Source organism: Actinomadura darangshiensis, from assembly GCF_004349235.1.
In the GTDB taxonomy this organism is placed as follows: Bacteria; Actinomycetota; Actinomycetes; order Streptosporangiales; family Streptosporangiaceae; genus Spirillospora; species Spirillospora darangshiensis.
Genome location: NZ_SMKY01000006.1, coordinates 63,665 through 84,791 on the forward strand (window position 1 = coordinate 63,665; position 21,127 = coordinate 84,791).

Annotated in this window: 21 protein-coding genes and 2 pseudogenes; 7 read left to right on the plus strand and 16 right to left on the minus strand. The window is 70.3% G+C overall.

Translation table 11 applies throughout. From position 1 onward, the window contains the following. Positions 1-2: 2 nt before the first annotated feature. Positions 3-1,595, minus strand: coding sequence for an AMP-binding protein (locus E1293_RS02730; RefSeq protein ID WP_132193418.1), 1,593 nt, complete (start codon positions 1,593-1,595; stop codon positions 3-5). Positions 1,596-1,739: 144 nt separating this feature from the next. Here E1293_RS02730 and E1293_RS02735 point away from each other — a divergent pair, with 144 nt between their 5' ends. Genes E1293_RS02735 through E1293_RS02755 form a run of 5 tightly spaced genes read left to right on the plus strand, consistent with a single transcriptional unit; the run spans position 1,740 to position 7,279 of the window. Next, positions 1,740-3,347: an ABC transporter substrate-binding protein gene (locus tag E1293_RS02735; RefSeq protein ID WP_243715969.1), complete on the plus strand. Its 1,608-nt coding sequence runs from the start codon at positions 1,740-1,742 to the stop codon at positions 3,345-3,347. 9 nt (positions 3,348-3,356) lie between these two features. Beyond that, positions 3,357-4,310, plus strand: coding sequence for an ABC transporter permease (locus tag E1293_RS02740; RefSeq protein ID WP_132193420.1), 954 nt, complete (start codon positions 3,357-3,359; stop codon positions 4,308-4,310). Continuing rightward, positions 4,303-5,331: an ABC transporter permease gene (locus tag E1293_RS02745; RefSeq protein ID WP_132193422.1), complete on the plus strand. Its 1,029-nt coding sequence runs from the start codon at positions 4,303-4,305 to the stop codon at positions 5,329-5,331. The genes E1293_RS02740 and E1293_RS02745 overlap by 8 nt, the downstream gene beginning before the upstream one ends. Positions 5,332-5,339: 8 nt before the next feature. Further along, positions 5,340-6,317: an ABC transporter ATP-binding protein gene (locus E1293_RS02750; RefSeq protein WP_132193424.1), complete on the plus strand. Its 978-nt coding sequence runs from the start codon at positions 5,340-5,342 to the stop codon at positions 6,315-6,317. Then, on the plus strand, positions 6,317-7,279 hold the full coding sequence (locus E1293_RS02755) for an ABC transporter ATP-binding protein (RefSeq protein ID WP_132193426.1): 963 nt from the start codon (positions 6,317-6,319) through the stop codon (positions 7,277-7,279). The genes E1293_RS02750 and E1293_RS02755 overlap by 1 nt, the downstream gene beginning before the upstream one ends. Positions 7,280-7,313: 34 nt before the next feature. Here E1293_RS02755 and E1293_RS02760 read toward each other — a convergent pair whose 3' ends face one another. The 9 genes and pseudogenes from E1293_RS02760 to E1293_RS49230 form a co-directional block, all read right to left on the minus strand. After that, complete coding sequence (locus E1293_RS02760; RefSeq protein ID WP_132193428.1) at positions 7,314-7,559, minus strand: hypothetical protein; 246 nt, start codon at positions 7,557-7,559, stop codon at positions 7,314-7,316. Then, complete coding sequence (locus tag E1293_RS02765) at positions 7,526-7,900, minus strand: phosphotransferase (RefSeq protein ID WP_132193430.1); 375 nt, start codon at positions 7,898-7,900, stop codon at positions 7,526-7,528. The genes E1293_RS02760 and E1293_RS02765 overlap by 34 nt, the downstream gene beginning before the upstream one ends. 65 nt (positions 7,901-7,965) lie before the next feature. Beyond that, positions 7,966-8,172: pseudogene (locus tag E1293_RS49225) on the minus strand (transposase); the annotation flags it as partial. 6 nt (positions 8,173-8,178) lie between these two features. After that, the gene (locus tag E1293_RS02775) at positions 8,179-9,297 is read right to left on the minus strand and encodes an IS110 family RNA-guided transposase (protein ID WP_165978052.1); all 1,119 of its coding nucleotides are present in this window, start codon (positions 9,295-9,297) and stop codon (positions 8,179-8,181) included. 245 nt (positions 9,298-9,542) lie between these two features. After that, positions 9,543-10,562: pseudogene (locus E1293_RS02780) on the minus strand (IS256 family transposase); the annotation flags it as partial. Between the two features lie 150 nt (positions 10,563-10,712). Further along, the gene (locus E1293_RS02785; RefSeq protein ID WP_132193436.1) at positions 10,713-11,966 is read right to left on the minus strand and encodes an HNH endonuclease signature motif containing protein; all 1,254 of its coding nucleotides are present in this window, start codon (positions 11,964-11,966) and stop codon (positions 10,713-10,715) included. Between the two features lie 253 nt (positions 11,967-12,219). Then, a complete protein-coding gene (locus E1293_RS02790; RefSeq protein WP_243715970.1) occupies positions 12,220-12,396 on the minus strand; it encodes a DUF397 domain-containing protein in 177 nt (58 codons plus the stop codon). A 59-nt stretch (positions 12,397-12,455) separates the two neighbouring features. Continuing rightward, a complete protein-coding gene (locus tag E1293_RS02795) occupies positions 12,456-13,316 on the minus strand; it encodes a helix-turn-helix domain-containing protein (RefSeq protein WP_132193440.1) in 861 nt (286 codons plus the stop codon). A 344-nt stretch (positions 13,317-13,660) separates the two neighbouring features. Next, the gene (locus E1293_RS49230) at positions 13,661-14,074 is read right to left on the minus strand and encodes a hypothetical protein (protein WP_243715971.1); all 414 of its coding nucleotides are present in this window, start codon (positions 14,072-14,074) and stop codon (positions 13,661-13,663) included. Between E1293_RS49230 and E1293_RS50635 the strand changes: the two genes are divergently transcribed. Beyond that, positions 13,982-14,677 (plus strand): ATP-binding protein, encoded by a 696-nt coding sequence (locus E1293_RS50635; RefSeq protein ID WP_424923586.1) that lies wholly within the window; start codon positions 13,982-13,984, stop codon positions 14,675-14,677. The two genes, E1293_RS49230 and E1293_RS50635, sit on opposite strands and share 93 nt — an antisense overlap. Before the next feature lie 13 nt (positions 14,678-14,690). On the opposite strand, the gene E1293_RS02805 is transcribed toward E1293_RS50635, so the two are convergent. The 5 genes from E1293_RS02805 to E1293_RS02825 are packed head-to-tail and all read right to left on the minus strand — an operon-like array spanning position 14,691 to position 19,218. Then, a complete protein-coding gene (locus tag E1293_RS02805) occupies positions 14,691-15,497 on the minus strand; it encodes an SDR family NAD(P)-dependent oxidoreductase (protein ID WP_132193444.1) in 807 nt (268 codons plus the stop codon). Further along, the gene (locus E1293_RS02810) at positions 15,490-15,954 is read right to left on the minus strand and encodes a nuclear transport factor 2 family protein (protein WP_132193446.1); all 465 of its coding nucleotides are present in this window, start codon (positions 15,952-15,954) and stop codon (positions 15,490-15,492) included. Before E1293_RS02810 ends, E1293_RS02805 begins: the two co-directional genes overlap by 8 nt. Next, positions 15,951-16,832 (minus strand): LLM class F420-dependent oxidoreductase, encoded by an 882-nt coding sequence (locus E1293_RS02815; RefSeq protein WP_132193448.1) that lies wholly within the window; start codon positions 16,830-16,832, stop codon positions 15,951-15,953. Before E1293_RS02815 ends, E1293_RS02810 begins: the two co-directional genes overlap by 4 nt. Then, positions 16,829-18,313, minus strand: coding sequence for an FAD-dependent oxidoreductase (locus E1293_RS02820; protein ID WP_132193450.1), 1,485 nt, complete (start codon positions 18,311-18,313; stop codon positions 16,829-16,831). Before E1293_RS02820 ends, E1293_RS02815 begins: the two co-directional genes overlap by 4 nt. Further along, positions 18,310-19,218, minus strand: coding sequence for a VOC family protein (locus tag E1293_RS02825; protein ID WP_132193452.1), 909 nt, complete (start codon positions 19,216-19,218; stop codon positions 18,310-18,312). Before E1293_RS02825 ends, E1293_RS02820 begins: the two co-directional genes overlap by 4 nt. A gap of 120 nt (positions 19,219-19,338) precedes the next feature. Between E1293_RS02825 and E1293_RS02830 the strand changes: the two genes are divergently transcribed. After that, positions 19,339-20,175, plus strand: coding sequence for an SDR family NAD(P)-dependent oxidoreductase (locus E1293_RS02830; protein WP_132193454.1), 837 nt, complete (start codon positions 19,339-19,341; stop codon positions 20,173-20,175). Positions 20,176-20,209: 34 nt separating this feature from the next. Here E1293_RS02830 and E1293_RS02835 read toward each other — a convergent pair. Further along, on the minus strand, positions 20,210-21,127 hold a 918-nt coding region (locus tag E1293_RS02835), incomplete at its 5' end, for an IS30 family transposase (RefSeq protein WP_132193456.1).

Consider the following 21,127-nt stretch of genomic DNA (forward strand, 5'->3'; position numbering starts at 1 on the left):
GCTCACCGCCTGGTGTAGCCGCCGTCGCGGTGTTCGTAGACCGGGTCCGAGGTGGCGCGGGCCTCGGCGCGGAGCGGGCGTTTGATGACCTTGTTGGTCGGGGTGCGCGGCAGTTCGGCTACCAGCCGGATGTAGCGCGGGGTCCATTTCGTGCCGAGGTCGGGCTGGGCGGCCAGGAACCGCGTGAAGGACGATGGGTCGAAGACGTGGCCGGGGGCGAGCGCGACGGCCGCCATCACCTGGTCGCCGACGTGCTCGTCCGGGACGGCGTAGACGGCGACGTCCGCGAACGGCTCGAAGCGCGACAGGAGGCGTTCCACCGGGGCCGCCGCGAAGTTCTCGCCGTCCACCCGCAGCCAGTCGTCGTCGCGGCCGGCGAAGTACCAGTAGCCGGCCGCGTCGCGGTAGGCGAGGTCGCCCGACCACGTCCAGCCGTTGCGGACGCGTTTCGCCGTCGCCTCGGGGTTGCCGTAGTAGCCCTCGAACTTGGCGGCGCCCATCGTGTCGACGATCTCGCCGATGGCCTCGTCGGCGTTGAGCAGCGTCCCGTGGCCGTCGAACCTCGCGGGCGGGCATTCCGCCAGGGTGCCGGGGTCGATCACGATGGTCCCGGCCTCGGCGACGCCGAGGGAGCCGGGCGGCGTGCCGGGGACGCGGTTGAGCCGGATCTCGCCCTCGCTCGACCCGTAGGAGTCGATGACCGTGCAGCCGAAGCGGCGGGTGAACTCGGCGATGTCGCGCTCGTTCGCCTCGTTGCCGAACGCGATGCGGAGCGTGTTGTCGGCGTCGTCCGGCTTCTCGGGGACGGCCAGGATGTAGTTGAGGGGCTTGCCGACGTAGTTGAAGAACGTCACGCCGTGGCGGCGCACGTCCGGGAGGAAGCCCGAGGCCGAGAACCTGCGGCGCAGGACGATCCGGCCGCCCGTGGCGACGGCGGGGGCGATGCCGGCCATCAGGGCGTTGGAGTGGAACATCGGCATGACGACATAGAACACGTCGTCGCGGGTGAGGCCGCGCCGGTCGCGCTGCTGGACGGCGATCCGCCCCAGCCGGCGCTGCGTGCAGATCACCGCCTTGGGCGCGGACGTCGTCCCCGACGTGAACACCAGGGAGAAGATCGTTTCCGGGCTGACCGGCGGAACCTCCGCCGGGGGCGTCCCGGCCAGGCGTTCGGTGTAGGCGGGGCTGTCGACGATCAGCGACGGGACGTCCACCAGGCCGTCGACCAGAGGCGCGCGGGACGACTCGGTGACCAGCAGCCCGCAGTCGGTGTGGGTGATGTCGCGGGCCAGTTCGGCGCCGCGCCGGGTGGGGTTCAGCTCGACGACCGGGACGCCGGCGAGGGCCGCGCCCAGCAGCCAGAACAGGTGCTCGGGCCCGTTCTCCAGGAACAGGCCGGCATGACCGCCGCCGAGGTCCCCGGCGAACGAGGCCCGCCGCCGCGACTCCTCGACGACCTCCCGCCACGTCCACGAGCGGTCCTCGAAGCACAGGCCCGTGCGGTCGTCGCCGCCGCGCGCGGCGACCAGCTCCGCGAAGGCGGCCTCGCGGGCCGGGCGGTCGTCGCCCAGCACGGCGGTCTTCTCCTCTGGCATGCGTCCCCTCCCGGTGACAACGGTGGCGACCCGGGGCGCGGGGCGACGATCCGCATCCCACTGAGCGGGATCGGCCGTGCCTGATCCGGACCGCCCTGTTTATCTCGTTTTGGCCTGACATAAAGGCCGGTTCGCGGGAGGGTCGTGAAGAATTCCGGGAGAGGCCGCCGGGTCGCCGGGCTCCTCGTCGTCGCGGTGACGGCGGCGGCGTGCGCGTGGCAGAGCGAGAGCGGCGGCCGGGTGGACGGCGCCGGAAGGCCGGCCGAGTACAAGGTCGGCATGATCGGCGGGACGGACGCCGGTCCGCCGGCCGAAGGCGGGACCCTGACGTTCGCCACCTACGCCGAGGCCGGGCTGCTCGACCCCGCCGAGACCATCGTCGCCGGGTCGACGGGCGGCGTGGAGATGGCCGCGATCTTCGACGTCCTGATGCGCTGGGACAGCAAGACCGGCGACCTCTATCCGCAGCTCGCCAAGAGTCTGAAGGCGAACGGCGACAGCACCGCGTTCACGCTCACCCTGCGGGACGGCGTCACTTTCAGCGACGGGACGCCGCTCAACGCGCAGGCGGTGAAATGGAGCATCGAGCGCTACGTCAAGAAGGGCGCGGACGAGGCGGCGCTCTGGAAGAGCAGCGTCAAGGCCGTCGAGACGCCCGACGACCTGACGGTCGTGTTCGAGCTCGCCCATGAATGGCCGACGTTCCCGTTCATGCTCACCACGGGCCCCGGGATGATCGTCGCCAAGTCGTCCGACGCGAAGGGGAAGTTCACCCCGGTCGGCGCCGGCGCGTTCACCTTCGAGCGCTACAAGCCGAAGGAAGAGACCGTCCTGAAAGCGCGCGCCGGCTACTGGGACCGGAAACCGAACCTCGACCGCGTGCGCATGGTCTACGTCGACGACCCGAACGCCGCACTGGACACCCTCAACACCAAGCGGATCCAGGCCGCGTTCCTCCGCGACCCGGTCGTCGTGCAGAAGGCCCTGAAGGACGGCAACAACGGCTACCTCAGCATGGTCGCGCTCGGCAATGTCGGCGTCATCAACGCGACCCCCGGGCATCCGGGCGCCGACCCGCGCGTCCGCAAGGCCATGCACTACGCGATCCAGCCCGAGGTGATCTACCGGCGCGCCTACCCGGGGACGGGCCTCGCGAGCAACGCGCTGTTCCCGGAGTTCTCCGTCTGGCACACCGGCGCCAAGCCGCTCCCCTACGACCCGGGCAAGGCCCGCGAGCTCCTCGCCCAGGCGAAGGCGGACGGCTACGACGGCAAGGTGACCTGGCTGGACTCGCAGGACCCCGCGTCCCGGACGACGGCGCTCGCGGTCAAGGCGATGCTGGAGAACGTCGGCTTCGACGTCGAGCTGGACCTGGTCCGCTCGATCTCCGACCAGATCACGAAGGTCGCCGTCCGCAAGAGCTACGACGTGGCGGGCTGGGGCATGAGCTGGCGCGAGGCCGGCCCGTACGGGCGCATGTACGCGACGCTGCACGCCAAGGGCAACCTCACGGTCGGGATGCCGACCACCCCGAAGATGTCCGCGCTGATCGAGGAGCTGCGGGGCGCCGGGACGGTCGAGGAGCAGCGCGAGGTCATGGGCCGCGTCCAGGCGCAATGGAACGAGGACGTCCCCGCGCTGGTGTTCGGGCCGCAGCCCGAACTGGCCGCCTGGACGGACGACGTGCACGGCGTCACCGGCACCGTCAACAGCATGGTCCTGCTCGACGACGCGTGGCTTGCCCAGGGCTAGGAGGACGACATGGCACGCGATCTGGTGCGGCGGCTGGTCGAGCTGGTGCTGGTCCTGCTGATCGTCAGCGTGGGCACGTTCGCGCTGGTCGGCCTGATGCCGGGCGACCCGGCCGTGGTCGTGCTCGGCGAAGGGCACACGGCGGCGGAGTACGCGGCGCAGCGGGAGGCGATGGGCCTCGCCGACGCCCTGCCGGTCCGCTACGGGCACTGGCTCGGCGACGCGCTGACCGGCGACCTCGGCACCTCGTTCGTCCCGCCGAACAGCGACGTCGCCGACCGGGTCGCGGCGGCGCTGCCGGTGAGCGTCGAGCTGGCCGTCCTCGCGATGGCGATGGCGCTGCTGCTCGCGGTGCCGCTGGCGATGTGGTCGGCGTACCGGTCCGGCGGCCTCGTCGACCGGATCGTCAGCGCCGGGACGTTCGGCATCCTGTCGGTGCCGAGCTTCCTCGCGGGCATGCTGCTCATCGCGCTGTTCGCCGAGCGCCTCGGCTGGTTCCCGCGGCTGGAGTGGTCGCGGATCAGCGAAGGGCTCGGCGGCAACCTCTACCACGCGTTCCTGCCGGCGCTGACGATCGCGCTGATGGAGACCGCGACGTTCACCCGGGTGCTGCGCGGCGACCTGATCACGACGCTGCAGGAGGACTTCATCCTGTCGGCGAAGGCCAAGGGGATGGCGCCGGTCCACGTGCTCTTCCGGGACGCGCTGCGCCCGTCGTCGTTCTCGCTGATCACGCTCATGGGCATCAGCCTGGGCCGGCTCATCGGCAGCACGGTGATCGTGGAGTACCTGTTCGCGCTGCCCGGCATGGGCACGCTGATCATCGGCGCGGCGGACGCGGGCGACGTGCCGATGGTGCAGGGCGCCGTCCTCGTCATCGCGCTGATCTACGTGCTGGTGAACGCGCTGATCGACCTGTCCTACGGCCGGCTCGACCCACGAATCAGGCGGGCGCATGTCTGACATCCTCGTAGCGGCCCGGCCGTCCGGACGCTGGTGGGGCGCGGCCCTCGCCGTCGCCGGGCTCGCCGTCTTCGGACTGTCGGTGACGATCCTCGCGGGGGACGGCTGGACGCAGGCCGCCGCCGTCGTCGCCGGCCTCGCCGCCGCCTACCTCGGCCTGAACGCGGCCGGACGCGCCCTGTTCGGCGGCGGCTTCGACCTGATGTTCTGGCTGTGCGCCGGATGGCTCGTGCTCCTCGTCGGAGCGGCGGTCGCGGCGCCGGTACTGCCGCTCGGCGAGCACCAGGACATCGTGCGGACGCTCGGCACGCCCGGCATGGCCGTCCCCGACCTGTCCACCTCGCATCCGCTCGGCACCAACAACTTCGGCCTCGACCAGCTCGCCCGCGTCGTCCACGGGGCCCGGTCGTCGCTCGTCGTGTCGCTCGGCGCCGTCGCCATCGGCATGGTCGTCGGCGGGACGGTCGGGATCGCGGCCGGCTACTTCCGGCGCGGCGCCGACGCGGGCGTCGGCGTGCTGACCAACGCGCTGCTGGCCGTCCCGCCGCTGATCCTGCTGATCGCGCTCGGCACCGTCCTGGAGCCGAACCTGCGCAACATCGCGGTGGCGCTGTCGCTGCTCGCGATCCCCAGCATGATCCGGATGGCGCGGGCCAGCACGATGGCGTTCGCGCAGCGCGAGTTCGTCGTGGCGGCCGAGGCGATCGGCGCGTCCCGGTGGCGGATCATGACCCGGGAGCTGCTGCCGAACGTGCTGCTGCCGCTCGCGTCCTACGGCATGGTCATGGTGTCGGTGCTGATCGTCGCCGAGGCGTCGCTGAGCTTCCTCGGCCTCGGCGTCCAGCCGCCCGCGCCGTCCTGGGGGAACATGATCGCCGAGGGCGAGGAGAACGACGCCTTCACCCGGTACCCGCACATCGTGCTGGTGCCCGGCATCACGCTCTTCCTGACCGTCTTCGCGTTCAACCTCATCGGCGAGAAGGCCCGCAAGCGGTGGGACCCCCGCCAGGCGAAGCTCTAGGAGCAGGCATGGACGACAGCCCCCTCCTCACCGTCGAGGACCTGAGCACCGAGATCCACACCTCTCGCGGCCCCTTCAAAGCGGTGGACGGCGTGTCCTTCACCGTCCGCCCCGGGGAGATGTTCGGCATCGTCGGCGAGTCCGGCTCCGGCAAGTCGGTGCTGGGCCGGACGGTCATGGGCCTCTACACGTCGGGGCCGACCATGACGGTGACCGGCAAGGTCGTCCTCGACGGGACGGACGTGCACGCGCTCACCGCCGCCGGACGCCGCAGGCTGTGGCGGTCGGACGTCGGCATGGTCTTCCAGGACCCGGCGACCGCCCTCAACCCGGTCAAGAAGATCGGCCGCCACCTCACCGAGGGCATGCGGGGCCTGTCGCGCACCGCCGCCCGCACCCGCGCCGAGGAGCTGCTCCGCCTCGTCGGCATCCCCGAGCCGCGCCGCCGCCTCGGCCAGTACCCGCACGAGCTGTCCGGCGGCATGCGGCAGCGCGTCGTGATCGCGATCGCGCTGGCGGGCGAGCCGTCGCTGCTCATCGCGGACGAGCCGACCACAGCGCTGGACGTCACCGTGCAGAAGCAGATCCTCGACCTGCTCGGCCGGCTCCAGGCGGAGCTGGGCACGGCGATCGTCCTGATCAGCCACAACCTCGCGGTCGTCGCGGGCCGCGCCGACCGGGTCGCGGTGATGTACGCGGGACGCCTCGCGGAACTCGCCCCGGCGGCCGCCCTGTTCGCCGGCCCCCGGCACCCGTACACCGAGGCGCTGCTCGCGTCCGTCCCGCGGCTCGCCGACCCACCGCACTCCCCGCTCCAGGCCATCGACGGCGCGCCGCCCGACATGGCGGCGCCGCCGCCCGGCTGCCGCTTCGCGCCCCGCTGCCGGTACGCGTCGGACGCGTGCGAGACGTCCCCGGCCCTGGTCGCCGACCATGGCCACGCGTACGCCTGCCACCACCCCGTCAGCAGCATCGGAGGCGCCTGATGGCCGGCACCGGAACCACCCATCTGCGTCCGGGCGAGCGCGTCCTGTCCGTCGAGGACCTGGTCGTGGAGTTCCCCGTGGGACGCGGCCGGACGGTGCACGCGGTCTCCGGCATCAGCTTCGACCTGCTCGACGGCGAGACGCTCGGCATCCTCGGGGAATCCGGCTGCGGGAAGTCCAGCGCGGGACGCGCCGTCATGCAGCTCCCGCCGCCCACCGCCGGCTCGGTGAAGCTGAACGGCACCGAGCTGACCGGCCTCGGCCGGTCCGCGCTCCGCGACAGCCGCCGCAAGATGCAGATGATCCTGCAGAACCCGGTGGCCGCCCTGAACCCGCGCCGCAAGGTCGCCGACCTCGTTGCCGAAGGACCTGCGGTGTGGGGCGGCAAGCCGGACCGGTCCCGTATCGAAGCGGCCTTGGAGGCGGTCGGCCTCGACCCGGCCACCGTCTGGGACCGCCGCCCACACGAGCTGTCCGGCGGCCAGTGCCAGCGCGTCTGCATCGCCCGCGCCCTCCTGCTCGACCCGCGCGTCCTGATCTGCGACGAGCCGGTGTCGAGCCTGGACGTCTCGGTCCAGGCGCAGATCCTCAACCTGCTGGAGTCGACCCGCGCGCGCCTCGGCCTCAGCATGATCTTCATCGCGCACGACCTCGCCGTGGTCAAGAACGTCAGTGACCGGATCATGGTCATGTACCTGGGCAAGATCTGCGAGGTCGTCCCGTCCGGCGCCCTGGCCGGTTCGGCCCTGCACCCCTACACCCGCCTGCTCCTCGCCTCGGTCCCAGACGCACCCCAGGGCGACGCGGAACCGGAGAACACCGAACTCCCGTCCCCCATGGCCCCACCGACCGGCTGCCGCTTCCGAACCCGCTGCCCCCTGGCAACCGACCTGTGCGCAAAGGAAGAGCCGAACCTACGCCAGACCACCGACGGCCATCACGTGGCCTGCCACATGGTCTGACGAGCGTCCGGCCTTCGCACGTCCGCGCCCTCCGTCAAGCCGTCCGGTAGGCGACCCAGGCGCGTCCCGCCTGCGCCGCTTCAGCGCGAAAGGCGCGCGCCTCCTCCGGCCCGCGCATGGCCTTGTGCTCGCGGAACATCGTCCACAGCGCCCCCAGCCCGGTGACCGCATCGGGCGGAGCCGCCCTCCAACCAGGGTGCGCGGCGACAAGGGCCTCCGCCTGCGCGGGACTGTGTCCCGCCTCGATCAGCCGAGGAACGAGCAGCGCGGCGTCGACCACCCCTGCCCCCGGCACAGGAACGACCAGTCAATGACATAGACCCCCTGACCGGCGACATGGAGATTCCCGCTGTGCAAGTCATAGTGCAGCAGCGTCTCCCCCCGTAAAGACTCTAAGGACAACCCTTCAAGAGCCTCCGCGTACATGCCCCACCATCGCCCACGCAGGTTCTCGCCCAACAGAGCGGCCGCTGTCTTCTGCAGCACATCCAGATTGACCGAGACGCAGGGCAGCGCGCCGCCCGGCCCTCCAAGTCGCGACACGGCATCGTTCACGCCGGGCACATCCGGAGACCCGGGCGACAGGTCGGCGCTCCGCCCACCGCCGATGAACTCGAACACCAGCAGGCTCCAACCGCCGACATCGGGAGTGTCTGAAAGTCTGTGGGTGAGGCGGTGATCAGCTTTCAGTTCAGGGTGATGCGGTCACCGTAGTGCAGGGACAGTGCGTTCAGCGCTGCCTTCCAGCCGGGGGTTTTGCCGGTGACGTTGGGTCTGGCTTTTAGTGGTTGGCGGATGACCAGGTAGAGGACCTTGAGCGCGGCCTGCTCGGTGGGGAAGTGTCCGCGTCGGCGGGTGGCCTGGCGGAATCGGGCGTTGAGGCTCTCGAAGCTCTCTTGTCAAGCGGCCGCCGTGAGGGCTGCTGTTGGTCTTCTTTGACGGCGGTCTTGGCGGTGGTCGTCGTCGCGCCACATATGCCTGATGATCACGTTGGCGAGTTGGCGTTTGTGGGAGCGGCGGGCTTCGCGTTTGGTCTTGTTCGCGCTGGTCTTGCGGTCCATGAAGTCTTTGGCGGGCTGGTGGCAGCGGACCTGCGTGACGTGCACGGTGTGGAGGATCGAGTTGACGGCGCGGTTGCCGCCCAGGTCGAGGCGGTGTCGGCGGGCGGGGCCGTGGCCTTCTCCCGAGGACAAGGCGACCGGTGCGATGCCGCACCAGCGCGCGAACTGGCCCTCAGCCCGGAACCGCTGTGGGTCTCCGATCTCGACGAGCAGCTGCATGGCCAGTACGGGTCCGATGCCGCAGATGTCGGTGAGGGTGCAGCCCAGCTCGGCCAGCAGGATCGGGATCTGCTTGTCCAAGTCCTTGATTCTGCTGGTGAGGGTGGTGATGTCGGCGAGGCTGGCAAGGAGCCGTTCGACTTTCAGCCGGTCGCTGCGTTGCAGCTGGCCCAGGAGCATGTCGGCGAGCGCGTTGAGCTGGGGAAGGACCCGGCTGGTGGACGGAAGCACGGTTCTGATCGCGATAGGGAGCGAGACCAGGACGGCTTCGGCCTCGGTCAGCAGGCGCACTCGCTGGAGGATCAGCGAGGCGCGCCAGTCGCTGAGGACGGTGAGCTGATCCCAGGCGGGGTCGGGTGCCGAGTGCTTGCCGGCAGGCGGTAGATGAGGGTCGGAGAGGGTCTCGCGGGCGATCGCGTCGGCGTCGTCGATATCGGTCTTGGCCCGTCGCCGTCGGCGCCGCCGTTCGGCCGTCCGGTTGGCTTGCACCTCCCGGACGTCGTAGCCCACCGCGGTCAGGGCGACGACCAGCGGCCGGCCGAGCGCGCCCGAGCCCTCGACGCCGATCCGGTCGATGACCAGTTCGGTCTCGGTGAGGAACGTCAGCAGTTCGCCCAGGCCGTCGGGAGTGATGGCGAATGAGGCGGTCTCGTGCAGGCCGCCGCGCAGGTCCAGGATCGCGATTGTCGCGGTGTGCTTGTGGGGGTCGATCCCGGCGACCGCATGCGTCGGCTTCACCGATGGTTCTCCTCGTCCGCAGGTTACGGTGGTCAGCGCGGACCCCGTGATTCCGGCAGATCTGGGTCGAGTCGGTGCAGGCTCTCTTCAAGCCAGGCATCCGGGGTCCGCGCTCACGCGGCCAGCCCGGCACTTCGAATCCAAGACAACCACTTGGCGTCAATAGCGTTCAGAGCCAGGGCCAACCGTTCGGAACGCCGGCCAAGGGAGCAACTCCTTGATCGGCCCGGCAAGTACAACACCCAGATCGCGTTGGTGGTGTAGATGACTTCGCGGATCTCGGCCGGGAACGCCAGGAACGGCACGAACGTGGGCCAGGCGTCGCGCCACAGCCGGATGATCGCCGGATATCTGTGGCCCCATTCGGTGTCGAACTCGGCGAACCGCTGCTCGGCAGCGGCCTCGGTCGGGGCGGTGTAGATCTGCCGCAACTCCTTGGTCAGCCGGCTCCAGTGCGCCTTGGAGGCGTACCGCAGCGACGAGCGCACCAGATGCACCACGCATTGCTGGACGGTGGCCTGCGGCCAGATCTCCTCGATCGCCTCCGGCAGGCCCTTGAGCCCGTCGCAGCAGGCGATGCACACATCGGCGACGCCGCGGTTGCGGAGTTCGGCCAGCACGGTCATCCAGTGCTTGGCGCCCTCGCCGCCGGTGCCGACCCACAGGCCCAGCACGTCGCGTTCACCGTGGCAGTTGATGCCCAGGGCGACATAGATCGGGCGGTTGGCCACCTGGCCTTCCCGGATCTTGACGTAGATCACGTCGATCAGCACGACCGGGTAGACGCCGTCCAGCGGCCGGGCCCGCCAGGCCTCCATCTCTTCCACGACCTTGTCGGTGACCCGGGAGATCAGGTCCCGCGACACCTCGACCTGGTAGATCTCGGCCAGGTGCGCACGGATCTCCCCGGTGGTCAGGCCCTTGGCATACAGCGAGATGATCGACTCATCGAACCCCTCGATCCGGCGGGCGTGCTTGGGCACGATCTGCGGCTCGAACTCGCCCCGCCGGTCACGCGGCACCTCGACCCGCACCGGCCCGACCTCGGTCGACACCGTCTTGGCCGACGTGCCGTTGCGGTGATTGCCGGTCGGCCGAGCCGGGCGTTCGCCCTTGTCATAGCCCAGATGATCGGTCATCTCGGCCTCGAGCGCGGCCTGCAGCACGGTCCTGGTGACCCCGGCCAAGAGCCCGTCCGGCCCGACCAGCGACACCCCCTCGGCCTTCGCCTTCTCGATCAACTCGGCGGCCAGCTGCACATCCAGCCCACCAGCGGCCGTGCCTTTGTCGTCGTTGGTCACGTGCGATCCTTCCCGGCCGGGGCATCGACCCCAGCCTTCCGGATCACCACCCCACCCACACGATCTTCAGGACACTCCCAGGCTAAATTCGCCTGGAGTGTTAGAGAGCGGGGTTTATGCGGCCCAGTCGAGTTCGGCTGGTGGGTCGGTGGTTCGGGTGTCGGTGGTTCGAGTGTTGGGGGGTGGGAGGACGCGGTAGATATGGCGGCCGGTGGGGTCTTGGGTGATGTGGATTTGTTGGGCGTTGGCGTGTTTGTAGCGGTTGTGGAAGCCGCAGCAGAGGGTGAGTTGGTCGATGTTGGTGGGGCTGTGGCCGAGGGCCCAGCCGTTGATGTGGTCGACTTCGCACAGGGTGCCGGGGACTTCGCAGCCGTGGACGGCGCAGGTGGGGTAGAGGGTCTCCAGGACTTGGCGTTGGGCGGTGGTGGCGAACCGGACCCGGTGGCCGAGGTAGAGGGGCAGGTTCCCGCGCCCGAGTAACAGGGGTGAGACGCCTGCTGCCAGGGCGATGCGGCGGGCTTGTGCGGCGGGGATGGGGGTGCCGTCGGTGAGGCGGGCGGGTGCCTGGCCGCCGGTGAGGGCGTCCAGGTCGCAGATGACGGTGACCTTGGTGGCCCGGTGTCCGCCCGACAGGACTGAGGTGAGGGCGGCGGCGGTGCGTTCGGGCAGGTCGCGGTTGTCGTCGACGCCTGCCGGTTTGGCCAGGGGGGCCAGAGTGCCGTCCCAGATGGCGGCGTCTTCAGCGTTCAGCCAGCCCTTGATGTAGCAGCCGCCGTCCAGCGAGCGGGTGGAGTCGACCCAGGAGCGTTCGTAACCGCGTTTGCTTTCGTCCGGCTCGCGTTCGCGTCCGTCGCGTTCGGCGATGACGTCGCGGATCCGGCGGCCGAAGGCGGCGACCTTCCCTGCGGAGAAGTCCTGGTCGACCATGTCGAGCAGGATGTGTTCGGCTGCCGTGCAGTCGTCATCGTCGAGGCGCGTGACGGCGTCGGCGATGGTGGCGGCGTGGCCGAGGGACAGTTCACCGGTCGTCCAGCGGGTGGTGACCTGGGGCAGGCGATCCCGCTGCCGGGCCAGGTTCAGCCGTTCCTTGGCGCGGGACTCGCGCATCCCCAGCCGGGTCCGCAGCCACGACCGGGTGGAGGGGAAACCCCATCGCTGCACTTCCCGGTTCCGATCCACCACGTCGATGAGGCCGGACAGGGCGGCTTCGGTCATATCGCCGGCCACGGCGAGAGTCTCGGTGAGTTCCATGCATGCCGCTGCTGACTCGGGCGCCGGGCGGCGGGCGAGTTCGGCGGCGATCGCGGACGCGCCGTGCACCAATTCCATGGTGGACGCCTCGTCTAGATCAACTCTGACCGAACTCATGCGAACATACTATCGAATCCCACATCCCGTCGCCGCGTAAATCGGTCTGCATTTTGTCACCGTGAAGATAGTCGGAGTCGCCGACTACTAGAACTCTGTTTCAGAGTCGTTGATTTCAGTGGCGACAAAAGGATGCTGGACCCGGTTGTCCACGTTTCCCCTTCTGGTGACCCTCCTGGAGCGTGGGGGTGGCACGGGGTGCAGTGTGGCGCCATAGTCTGCCAACAGGGCCGCAGGCGGAACGCGCTCATCGTTACCGGTCGTAGGACCCGGCCTTCACCTGCGTCAGGAAAGCGGCCCAGGCTTCGGGGGCAAAGTTCAGGTGCCCGACGTCCGGGGCCTTGCTGTCCCGCACACCGATCCCCACGTCGAGGGTGGCCGCCTCGACGCACTCACCGTTACCGCTGCTCCGGCTGCTCCTGCGCCACATGGCACGAGACGCTTCCATCCTGCGCCTGTTCACGACCACTCAGCCCTCCTGGATCGCCACTACGCGAGGTCTTGGGCCGCCGCCTGGAAGACTCGCGCTGAGTCCCTCGGGCTATCCGCCGCCGCCCTCAAATGGTCGAAAACTAGTGTATATCCGGCGACGTCTTCCGGGGCCTCCACGAAGAGGGCACTCATACCCGTATCGAGGTAGACGACATTCGGATCGGAAGCTCCAAAACCCAGGACGACGAAGGATGTCGCCATGGAGGCATGCGCACCAGCCTCGAACGGGAGCACTTGAAGTTGCACACCAGGACGCTCTGCCATGTCAGCGAGTTGATCCAGCTGTTCTCGCATGATCTGTCGGCTACCGACGACCCGTCGTATGGCGGCCTCATCGATCACGGTCCACAGTCGCAGCGGTTGGGGCCCGGTAAGGACCTTCTGCCGATCTAGGCGCACGGCAACCCTCCGCTCGACTGCTTCTGGACCATCGTTCGGGCGCGTTGCCCGGATGACGGCGCGTGCGTACTCGGCGGTCTGGAGGATGCCAGGGATGAGTTGCTGCTGGTATGTGCGCATCTCACGGGCTTCTGTCTCAAGCCCGATGTAGGTGCTGTACTCGGAGGGCAGGACGTCGGCGTAAACCTGCCACCATCCACGCTGACGCGCCTCGCGGGCGAGGGTGATCAGCGCCTCCCGCTGCTCGCCGTGGACGTCATAGACATCAAGCAGGTGGCGCAGGTCTGCGGGACGGATCCGGCGATCCCCCTTCTCCCAGCGTCCGAGCGTACTGGGGTTCCACTCGCCACCGGCGAGATCGGCGACCTGCTCGATAGTCAGCTCTCGTTCTTCCCTGAGACGCCGTAGCTCGCGCCGGAGCCGCTTGCTTCGGACAGTCGGACTAGGGCGACCGGACATTTCAGACTCCTTTTGGCAGTTCTCCAATGGAGGGTTGCCAATGTCGCAACGACATCGCAGGCTGTAGTCAAGTTGTCACGGAAGAGGTTCGCTGGGTGGCTGAACAAGCCAACAGGGTGCGCGCGTTTGCGATCACAGCCGCCTCGTCCGGACGAACAGCCGTGGTCCTGGACGTCCTAAGTGTTCAGCGGAGACGGACGAGTTGGAGCGGCCCCGGGGCGGTGCTTGCACCACCGGCCCGGGGCCTTGACCGACTGGAAAGGAGTCGGACCCATGGTGAACCTACCCAACCGTTCGCCCTCGGGGGAGTGTGAGGAGGTGCCACCGGTACCGCCGGTTACGGTTCAGCGGCTGGAGTTGCTGGTCAGGCTGATGGTGAGCCTGCGTGGGCTCGGGCGGGGCTCGGTGTTGTACATGCACGGGCGGGCGGAGCCCGTGTTGTCGGTGCCGATGGTTTCACGGCGACGGTCGATGGCGGTGCTCGTCGTCCAAGACCGGGGCGGGTGGTCGTTCCTGTGGGACGCCGCCCACCGGACGCCGGCCGGGTCGGTGCGGGTGGCGGCCGAGATGATCGCCGGGGTGACGCGGTGATCGTCTGGGACGAGGTGCACACCGAGCGGGTGTGCTCGGACGATGTTCTGGACGTCCGGGAGGTTCGGGCCCGGGTGCGGCGGGCGGTCGCCCGGGTCGCTGACGGGTTCGACCTGGGCGACGTGGATCTGCTGGTCTGCGAGGTCGCCACCAACGCCGTCCGGCACAGCGCCAGCGGACAGCCCGGCGGCGGGGTGTGGGTGACCTTGCTCGTCTCGGCCGCGCGGCTGCGGGTGGAGATTCAGGACGACGGCGACTCGGAGGGGCGCCCCGATGATCCCCACCCATGGGTCGGCATGGGACGAGGGCGGTCGCGGGCTTCTCATGGTGCGGGAGCTGGCCGACCGATGGGGCGCCCTTCGCGGAGAGGGCGGATGCCACACCGTATGGTTCGAGGTCGTCCGATGACCGCCGTGCGAATGCTGTGCGATGCCTGGGCGACGTGGTGGAGCGGCCGGAACGATCAGCAGAGCGTCCGGCCGCTCCCCCGCGAGCACCCGGAGGTGGACTTCCTCTTCGGCGGTGCCGTGCCGGAGATGCGGCAAGTGTTCGAGGTGTTCCCAGGTGAGGCGCGGGCCTGGCGAACGCTCGCGGAGATGGAGGACGCGCGGTCCCGGATCTGGTCGCGGCAAGGGCGGGTATGGGACGCGGGCCTGTGCGCCGGACGGGCGCAGGCGTACCGGGCTGCAGCTGAGCAACTCGAAAACGTGCTCATCGACTTGCTCGGCCTGTGGGACGAGTACGAGCGCCGGGCCGGCGGGAGGACCTGACGAGCTGACGTGGCTAGGCGCGGTGGGGGCGGTTCGTCCAGCCCTGGTCGTCGGCGCGGGCGAACCAGCCTGACGCGGCCAGCGTGCCGCCGTCCACCGGGATCGTGTGGCCGGTGACGAAGCGGGCGTCATCGGAGGCCAGGAAGGCGACCACCGCCGCGTAGTCGTCGGGCTCGCCGAAGCGGGCCAGCGGGACCCAGGTGTGTTCGAGTCCCTCGTCGTAGCCGCGCCGCATCCACTCGACCGGGGTCTGCTCGGTGTTCGCGAGGTCGGGGGCGATCGCGTTGACGCGCACGCCGTGGCGTCCGACCGCTACCGCCAGGCTGCGGGTGAACGCCGACACGCCCGCGTTGTACGCCGAGTACACCGGGTGCTGCGGGATGCCGCGGAACGCCTCGACCGTCGAGTTGTTGACGATGCTGCCCGTGCACCGCTCGATCATCGATGGCAGGAGCGCGTGGGTGAGCTTGAGGACGTGCAGGAGATTCAGCTCGTAGAGGCGCTGCCACTGCTCGGGCGTGCTGTCCTGGAAGGATGGCGCCGCCGGACGAAAGTCGCCGACGTTGTTGACCAGGACGTCCACCCGTCCCTCAGCCGCCGCACATACCCCCTCGACCGTCCCGTCCTCGACGATGTCGCCGATGACGGTGACGCATCGGCCTCCGGCCGTCTCAATGTCGACGCGGGTGCGGTCGGCGGCGTCCGGGTCGATGTCGTTGAGGATCACCAGATCGCCTCCGGCGGCCAGGCGGCGGGAGATCGCCCCGCCGATGCCCAGCGCGCCGCCCGTGACCACGCTGACCCGGGGATTCTCACTCACCGCGCCACCTCCGGACGGGACGGGTCTCGATCGAGTCGATGCGCTGCTCGCGCCGGGCGATCCGCCAGGTCCGGCCGTCCAGCCGGTACGTGTCGGTGTAGCGGCAGTGCCAGACCAGGTCGGACGCCTTGCCGTCCTCCCGAGAGGTCATATGGTGGGCGACGCAGGCGATCTCTCCGGTCGCCCTGCCCAGCTCGGCACCGACGTCGAACACCTGGCCCGCGAGTGCGTGGAAGGTCAGCGGGATGTCGTTCAGCACCGACAGGGTCTTGGTGATCTCGCCGCGTCCGGTAAAGGCCCGCACCGGGTCGAGCTTCTCGGGGGCGTCCGGCAGGACGAGGACCGCGTCCTCGGTGAACAGGCCCGCCATCGCGTCGATGTCGCGGCGGTCGGCGTACAGCGCGTAGCGGGCGACCAGATCGCCGAGGGCGATCTGGTCGACGACTCCGAGCGTCATGCCAGGCCCAGGCGCTCGGCGCAGGCGGACAGCTCGTCCTTCGCCTCGTCCAGGTCCGTTGTCACGTTCCCGCGCAGGACGAGCCGGGCCGCGCCCCGGTCTGCGAGCTTCTCCGCCTTCTCCGGCGTGACCGCCGACAGCGAATGGCCTAGCGTCAGCTCCAGGGCGTCCGGGTCACGGCCGTTCTTCTCGGCCTCCTCGCGCATCAGCGCGACGAGCGCGGCGAGCTCGTCGCCCGCCACGCCGAGCGGTTGGAGGCCGTCGCCGTACCGGCCGGCGCGGCGCGCGGCGGCCTTCGTGTGCCCGCCGACGTGGATCGGCACACCGCCCTCCTGGACGGGCTTCGGGTAGCTCATCGCGCCCTTGAACCGGAAGAATTCCCCATCGTGGGAGGCTCCGGAAGGGGCGGTGTCGGCCCACAGCTTGCGCAGCACCTGGAGCTGCTCGTCGCCGCGCCGGCCGCGCGACTCGAAGTCCGCGCCGCACGCCTCGACCTCCTCGCGCATCCAGCCCATGCCGACGACGAGGCGCAGCCGCCCGCCGGACAGCGCGTCGATCGTCGCGAGCCGCTTCGCGAGCACCACGGGGTGGTGGTTCGGCAGGACGAGCACACCGGTGGCGAGCCCGATGCGGGAGGTCTGACCGGCGAGGAACGCCAGCAGGTCCAGCGGGTCGGGGATGTCGAGGTCGTCGGCGAGCTCCATCTTCCCGGACTTGTCGTACGGGTAGACGCTCGAATAGGAACTCGCCACCACCGCGTGCTCGACCGCGCCGACCGACTCGAAGCCGCAGGCTTCGGCGTGCCGGACGTATTCGCCGATCCACGCGGGATCGGCGGTGACCCCCGCCGCCACGGGGAGCAGGACGGCGTACTTCATTCAGAGACCTTCCTAGAAGCGGCGGACCGCCCGGCGCGGCGGCCGAAGAAAGTGCCGTCGCCCAGGGACGTCCCGCTGATGTAGCCCTCGCCGTGAATGCCCGAGGCCGTGCGCCCGGCGGCGTACAGACCAGGGATCGGCTCGCCGGAGTTGTTGCGGACCTCGCCGTCCACGGTGGTGTCCAGGCCGCCGAGGGTGAACCCGCCCGCGCCCGTCCCGGCGCCGTGCCTGCCCGCGCCGAAGAACCCGTCGGCCGGGTCGATCACCGCGAACGGCCCCTTCAAGGGACGCAGCCACTTGGGGTCCTTGCGAAAGCAGGGGTCCTCGCCCTTCTCCGCGAACCGGTTGTAGGTCTCGACGGTCGCCTCCAGCGAACCGGAGGGCAGCCCGAGAGACTCCTCCAGCTCCGCGAGCGTCTCCGCCGCGTACTTGGGGTGGACGCCCCACATGTCGGCCTCGGCGATCTCGTCGTATCCGGCCTCGTCGATGATCGCCCAGTAGGGGCCGGGCTGGTGCTGGACGGCCTGGTGGCTGAACAGGCCCGGGTAGACGTCCTCGTTGATGAACCGGCGGCCGAGGCCGTCCACGAGCATGCCCCGGCAGACGACGGCGGGGTTGGCGGTGAGGGCGATCTCCACCGCCGCCATGCGGCGGGCCGCGGCACCGAGCGCGGTCGCCATACGGATGCCGGACCCGTCGCTGGTGCCGTCGCTGACCTTGTCGTGCCCGAGCAGCACCGGGGCGTGGTCGGCGAGCATCTCGTCGTTGTCGACGAACCCGCCGGAGGCCAGGACGACACCCCCGCGCGCCCGGTAGGTCACCGTCTCGGAGAACCTGCGGGCGACGACGCCGGCGACGCGGCCGTCGCCGTCCACGACGAGGTTCGTGGCGTAGGTGTCCTGGTGGGTGGCGGCGCCCGCCTCGGCGACGGCCGCGATCAGCTTCTCCATCAGGATCCCGCCGGCGAACATCGGCGTCTCCGGGCGGTGCCCGCGCGGTGCGGGCCGGGCGATCGTGTTGTACGGCCAGGCGTTCTCACCGAGCCACATCAGGCCGTCGTCGGTGTACGGCATCCAGCCCGGCGCGTCGAACAGGCTCTCCTTGAACGGGACGCCGCGCGCGCGGAACCACTCGAAGTGGTCCACGCTGCCGTCGCAGTAGAGCCGCAGCTTCTCCTCGTTCGCGTGCGGGCCGAGCGCCGCCTTGAGGAAGGCGAACATGTCGTCCGGCGTGTCGTCGAAGCCGCACGCCTTCTGCACCCGCGTGCCGCCGCCGAGGTACAACTCCCCGCCCGACTGCGCGGACGTCCCGCCGGGGCCGCTCGACCGTTCCAGCACGAGCACGTCCGCGCCCGCCGCCGCGGCCTCGTACGCCGCGGCGGCACCGGCGGCTCCGAAGCCGACCACCAGCACGTCGCACTCGTGGTCGAACTCGCCGATGCCGCTCAACGCGACAGGCTCGACCGAGGAGCGAGGGCTCACTTCCCGGGGGGCGTGAACGCCGCCAGCGGCTCGGAGCCGGACCAGTCGTGGCCCCAGTAGCTGTCCTTGGTGATCTCTTCGGCGGTGTAGTACGCCTCGTCGACGAGCAGGCCCTCGCAGCCGTACTCGATGTCCCAGCCGCCGGGCGCCCGCACGTAGAACGACACCATCTTGTCGTTGGTGTGCCGGCCCAGCGTCGAGGAGATCGAGAAGCCCTTCTCCTTGACGGCGTCCAGCGCGATGCCGACCGCGTCGAGGGTGTCGACCTCCACCATCAGGTGGACGAGGCCCGGGTCGCCGTCGTGGGGCGCCGGGCAGATCGCCGCGCTGTGGTGCCGCTGGTTGACGCCCATGAACCGGATCCGGACGGCGCCGCCGCCGACCTTCATCGCGCCGCGCGGCAGGAACCCGAGCACCTCGTTGTAGAACGTGACGGTCTCGGCGAAGTTCGGGGTGGGCAGCACGACGTGGCCCATGCCCATCGCGCCGGTCACGAACTTCTGCGCGAACCCGGTGCGGAGCGGGCTGTGGTCGAGCACCGGCCCGAAGAACACCTCGACGGGGGTGCCGCCCGGGTCGGTGAACGCGATGGCCTCCTCGGCGTCGCGCTCCGCGGCCTCCTTGGGCTTGAGCGCCGCCACGGCCGTCCCGGACTTCTCGACGGCCTCGCGGACGGCGGCGAGCGCGTACTGGTCGCGGACCTCCCAGCCGACGGCGAGCACCCGGTCGGAGTCGCCCGGCAGCAGCTGGAGGCGCGAGCGGCGCTCGTCCATGCGCAGGTAGAGGCCCCCCGGGTCCGGGCCGCTCCCCTCGGCGAATCCGAGCCCGTCGAGGGCGAACTCGCGCCAGCGGTCGATGTGCCGGGTCTGGACCTTCAGATATCCCAGCCCTCGGATCTGCGTCACTGTCCTCGGTCCCTTCTGGAGAGCGCTGCCCGCGCGGCGGCCGTCGTGCCCAACCTGCCAAACGCGGGGGTGCGGCGCCGGGGCCTTCCCGCTGAGTGAGAGTCTTCCCGTGGAGGTCTCATGGCTGACACGAAGCCGGTCGCGCTGGTGACCGGGGCGAGCCGGGGCATCGGCCGCCGGACGGCCCTGGCGCTGGCCGCCGCCGGGCACGACGTCGCGTTCACCGCGCGCACCGTCGGCGAGGGGACGGGACGGATCCCGCCGAGGCACGGCACGGCGGCGGCGATCCCCGTCCCCGGCAGCCTGGAACGCACCAAGGCGGAGATCGAGGAGCTGGGCGCGCGGGCCCTGCCCGTCCAGATGGACCTGCTCGACCGGCGAAGCGTGACCGCCGCGGCGGAGGCGGTCCTGGCCGCGTGGGGACGCGTGGACGTCCTGGTCAACAACGCGGTCGCGCACATCGCGGGCACCCACGAGCGGTTCCTCGACCTGGACCTGGCCGTCGCCGAGCAGACGATCACCGGCAACTACCTGAACCAGATCGCGCTCCTGCAAGCCGTCCTGCCCGCGATGGTGGCGCAGGGCGGCGGCACGATCATCGACCTGTGCTCGGGGTCGGCCACCAGCGACCCGCCGGGCCCGCCCGGCGACGGCGGCTGGGGCGTCGCCTACTCGGCGTCCAAGGCCGCGTTCGGGCGCCTGGCCGGCGCGATCAACGCCGAGTACCTGGACCACGGAGTCCGCGCCTTCAACCTCGACCCCGGCTTCGTCGTCACCGAGGCGGGCGCCGCACGAGGCGGCCTGGACACCCTGAAGGACAGGGGCTTCGAGCCGACCCCCGAAGAGGCCCCCGCAGCAGCCGCGGCCTGGCTGGTAACCGCCCCAGAGGCGGACACCTACCTGGGCAAGGTCATCTGGACCCCCAAGCTCGTCGCCGACCACGCCCTCCTCCGTTGAGTTGCGGCGTGTCGTTGTCATGGAGGCGGCGGTGTCAAGCGGTTGTTGCAACGAGGAACTCGTTGAGTGCCTGGGCTGGGGTTTTCCAGCCCAGGGTGTGGCGGGGGCGTTGGTTGAGTTGGCGGGCGACCTCGTCGAGGTCTGCTTGGGTGTGGGTGCGGAAGTCGGTGGCCGAGCGGGGGAAGTACTGACGCAGCAGCCCGTTGGTGTTCTCGTTGGTGCCGCGCTGCCAGGGCGAGTGGGGGTCGCAGAAGTAGACCCGGCAGCCGGTGGCCAGGGTGAAGTCGGCGTGTTCGGCCATCTCGGCGCCCTGGTCCCAGGTCAAGGTCGCCGCCATCTCGGTCGGCAACCTGCGCATCAGGGTGGTCAGCACACTGGTGACCTGTTGCGATACCCGGGAGTGCGGCAGCGCCCCCAGCATGGTGAAGCGGGTGGTGCGCTCGACCGGGGTGATGATGGCGCTGGTGCCGCGGGCGCCGATGATCAGGTCGCCCTCCCAGTGCCCGGGCACCGCCCGGTCTTGGGCCTGGGCCGGGCGGGCCGAGATGTGCAGGCCGGCGACCCAGGGCCTGGCGCTGCGTTCGGCGGCGGCCAGACGCGACTGCGGCCGGCGTTTGCCGCGGCCGGAGCGCAACGCGACCTGGCGGTCCAGTTCGGCGCGCATCCGGCCGCGGGCCTGGTAGTAGATCGCCTGGTAGATCGTCTCGTGCGACACGCGCAGCTCCGGCCGGTCGGGGTAGAGGGCGCGCAGGTGCGCCGCGATCTGCTGCGGCGACCAGCGCTGGGCCAGCAGGTCACGCACCACCGGCCACAACGGCCCGTCGGTGCGGGCATGGCCCCTGCTGCGGCTGTTGCCGATCAGTTTGCCCGGCCGGTGCCGCCGTGCCCGCTCCCCGGCTTTGCGGTGCGCCGCAAGATGCGAGTACGTCCACCGGTACAGCCCGCCCAGCCC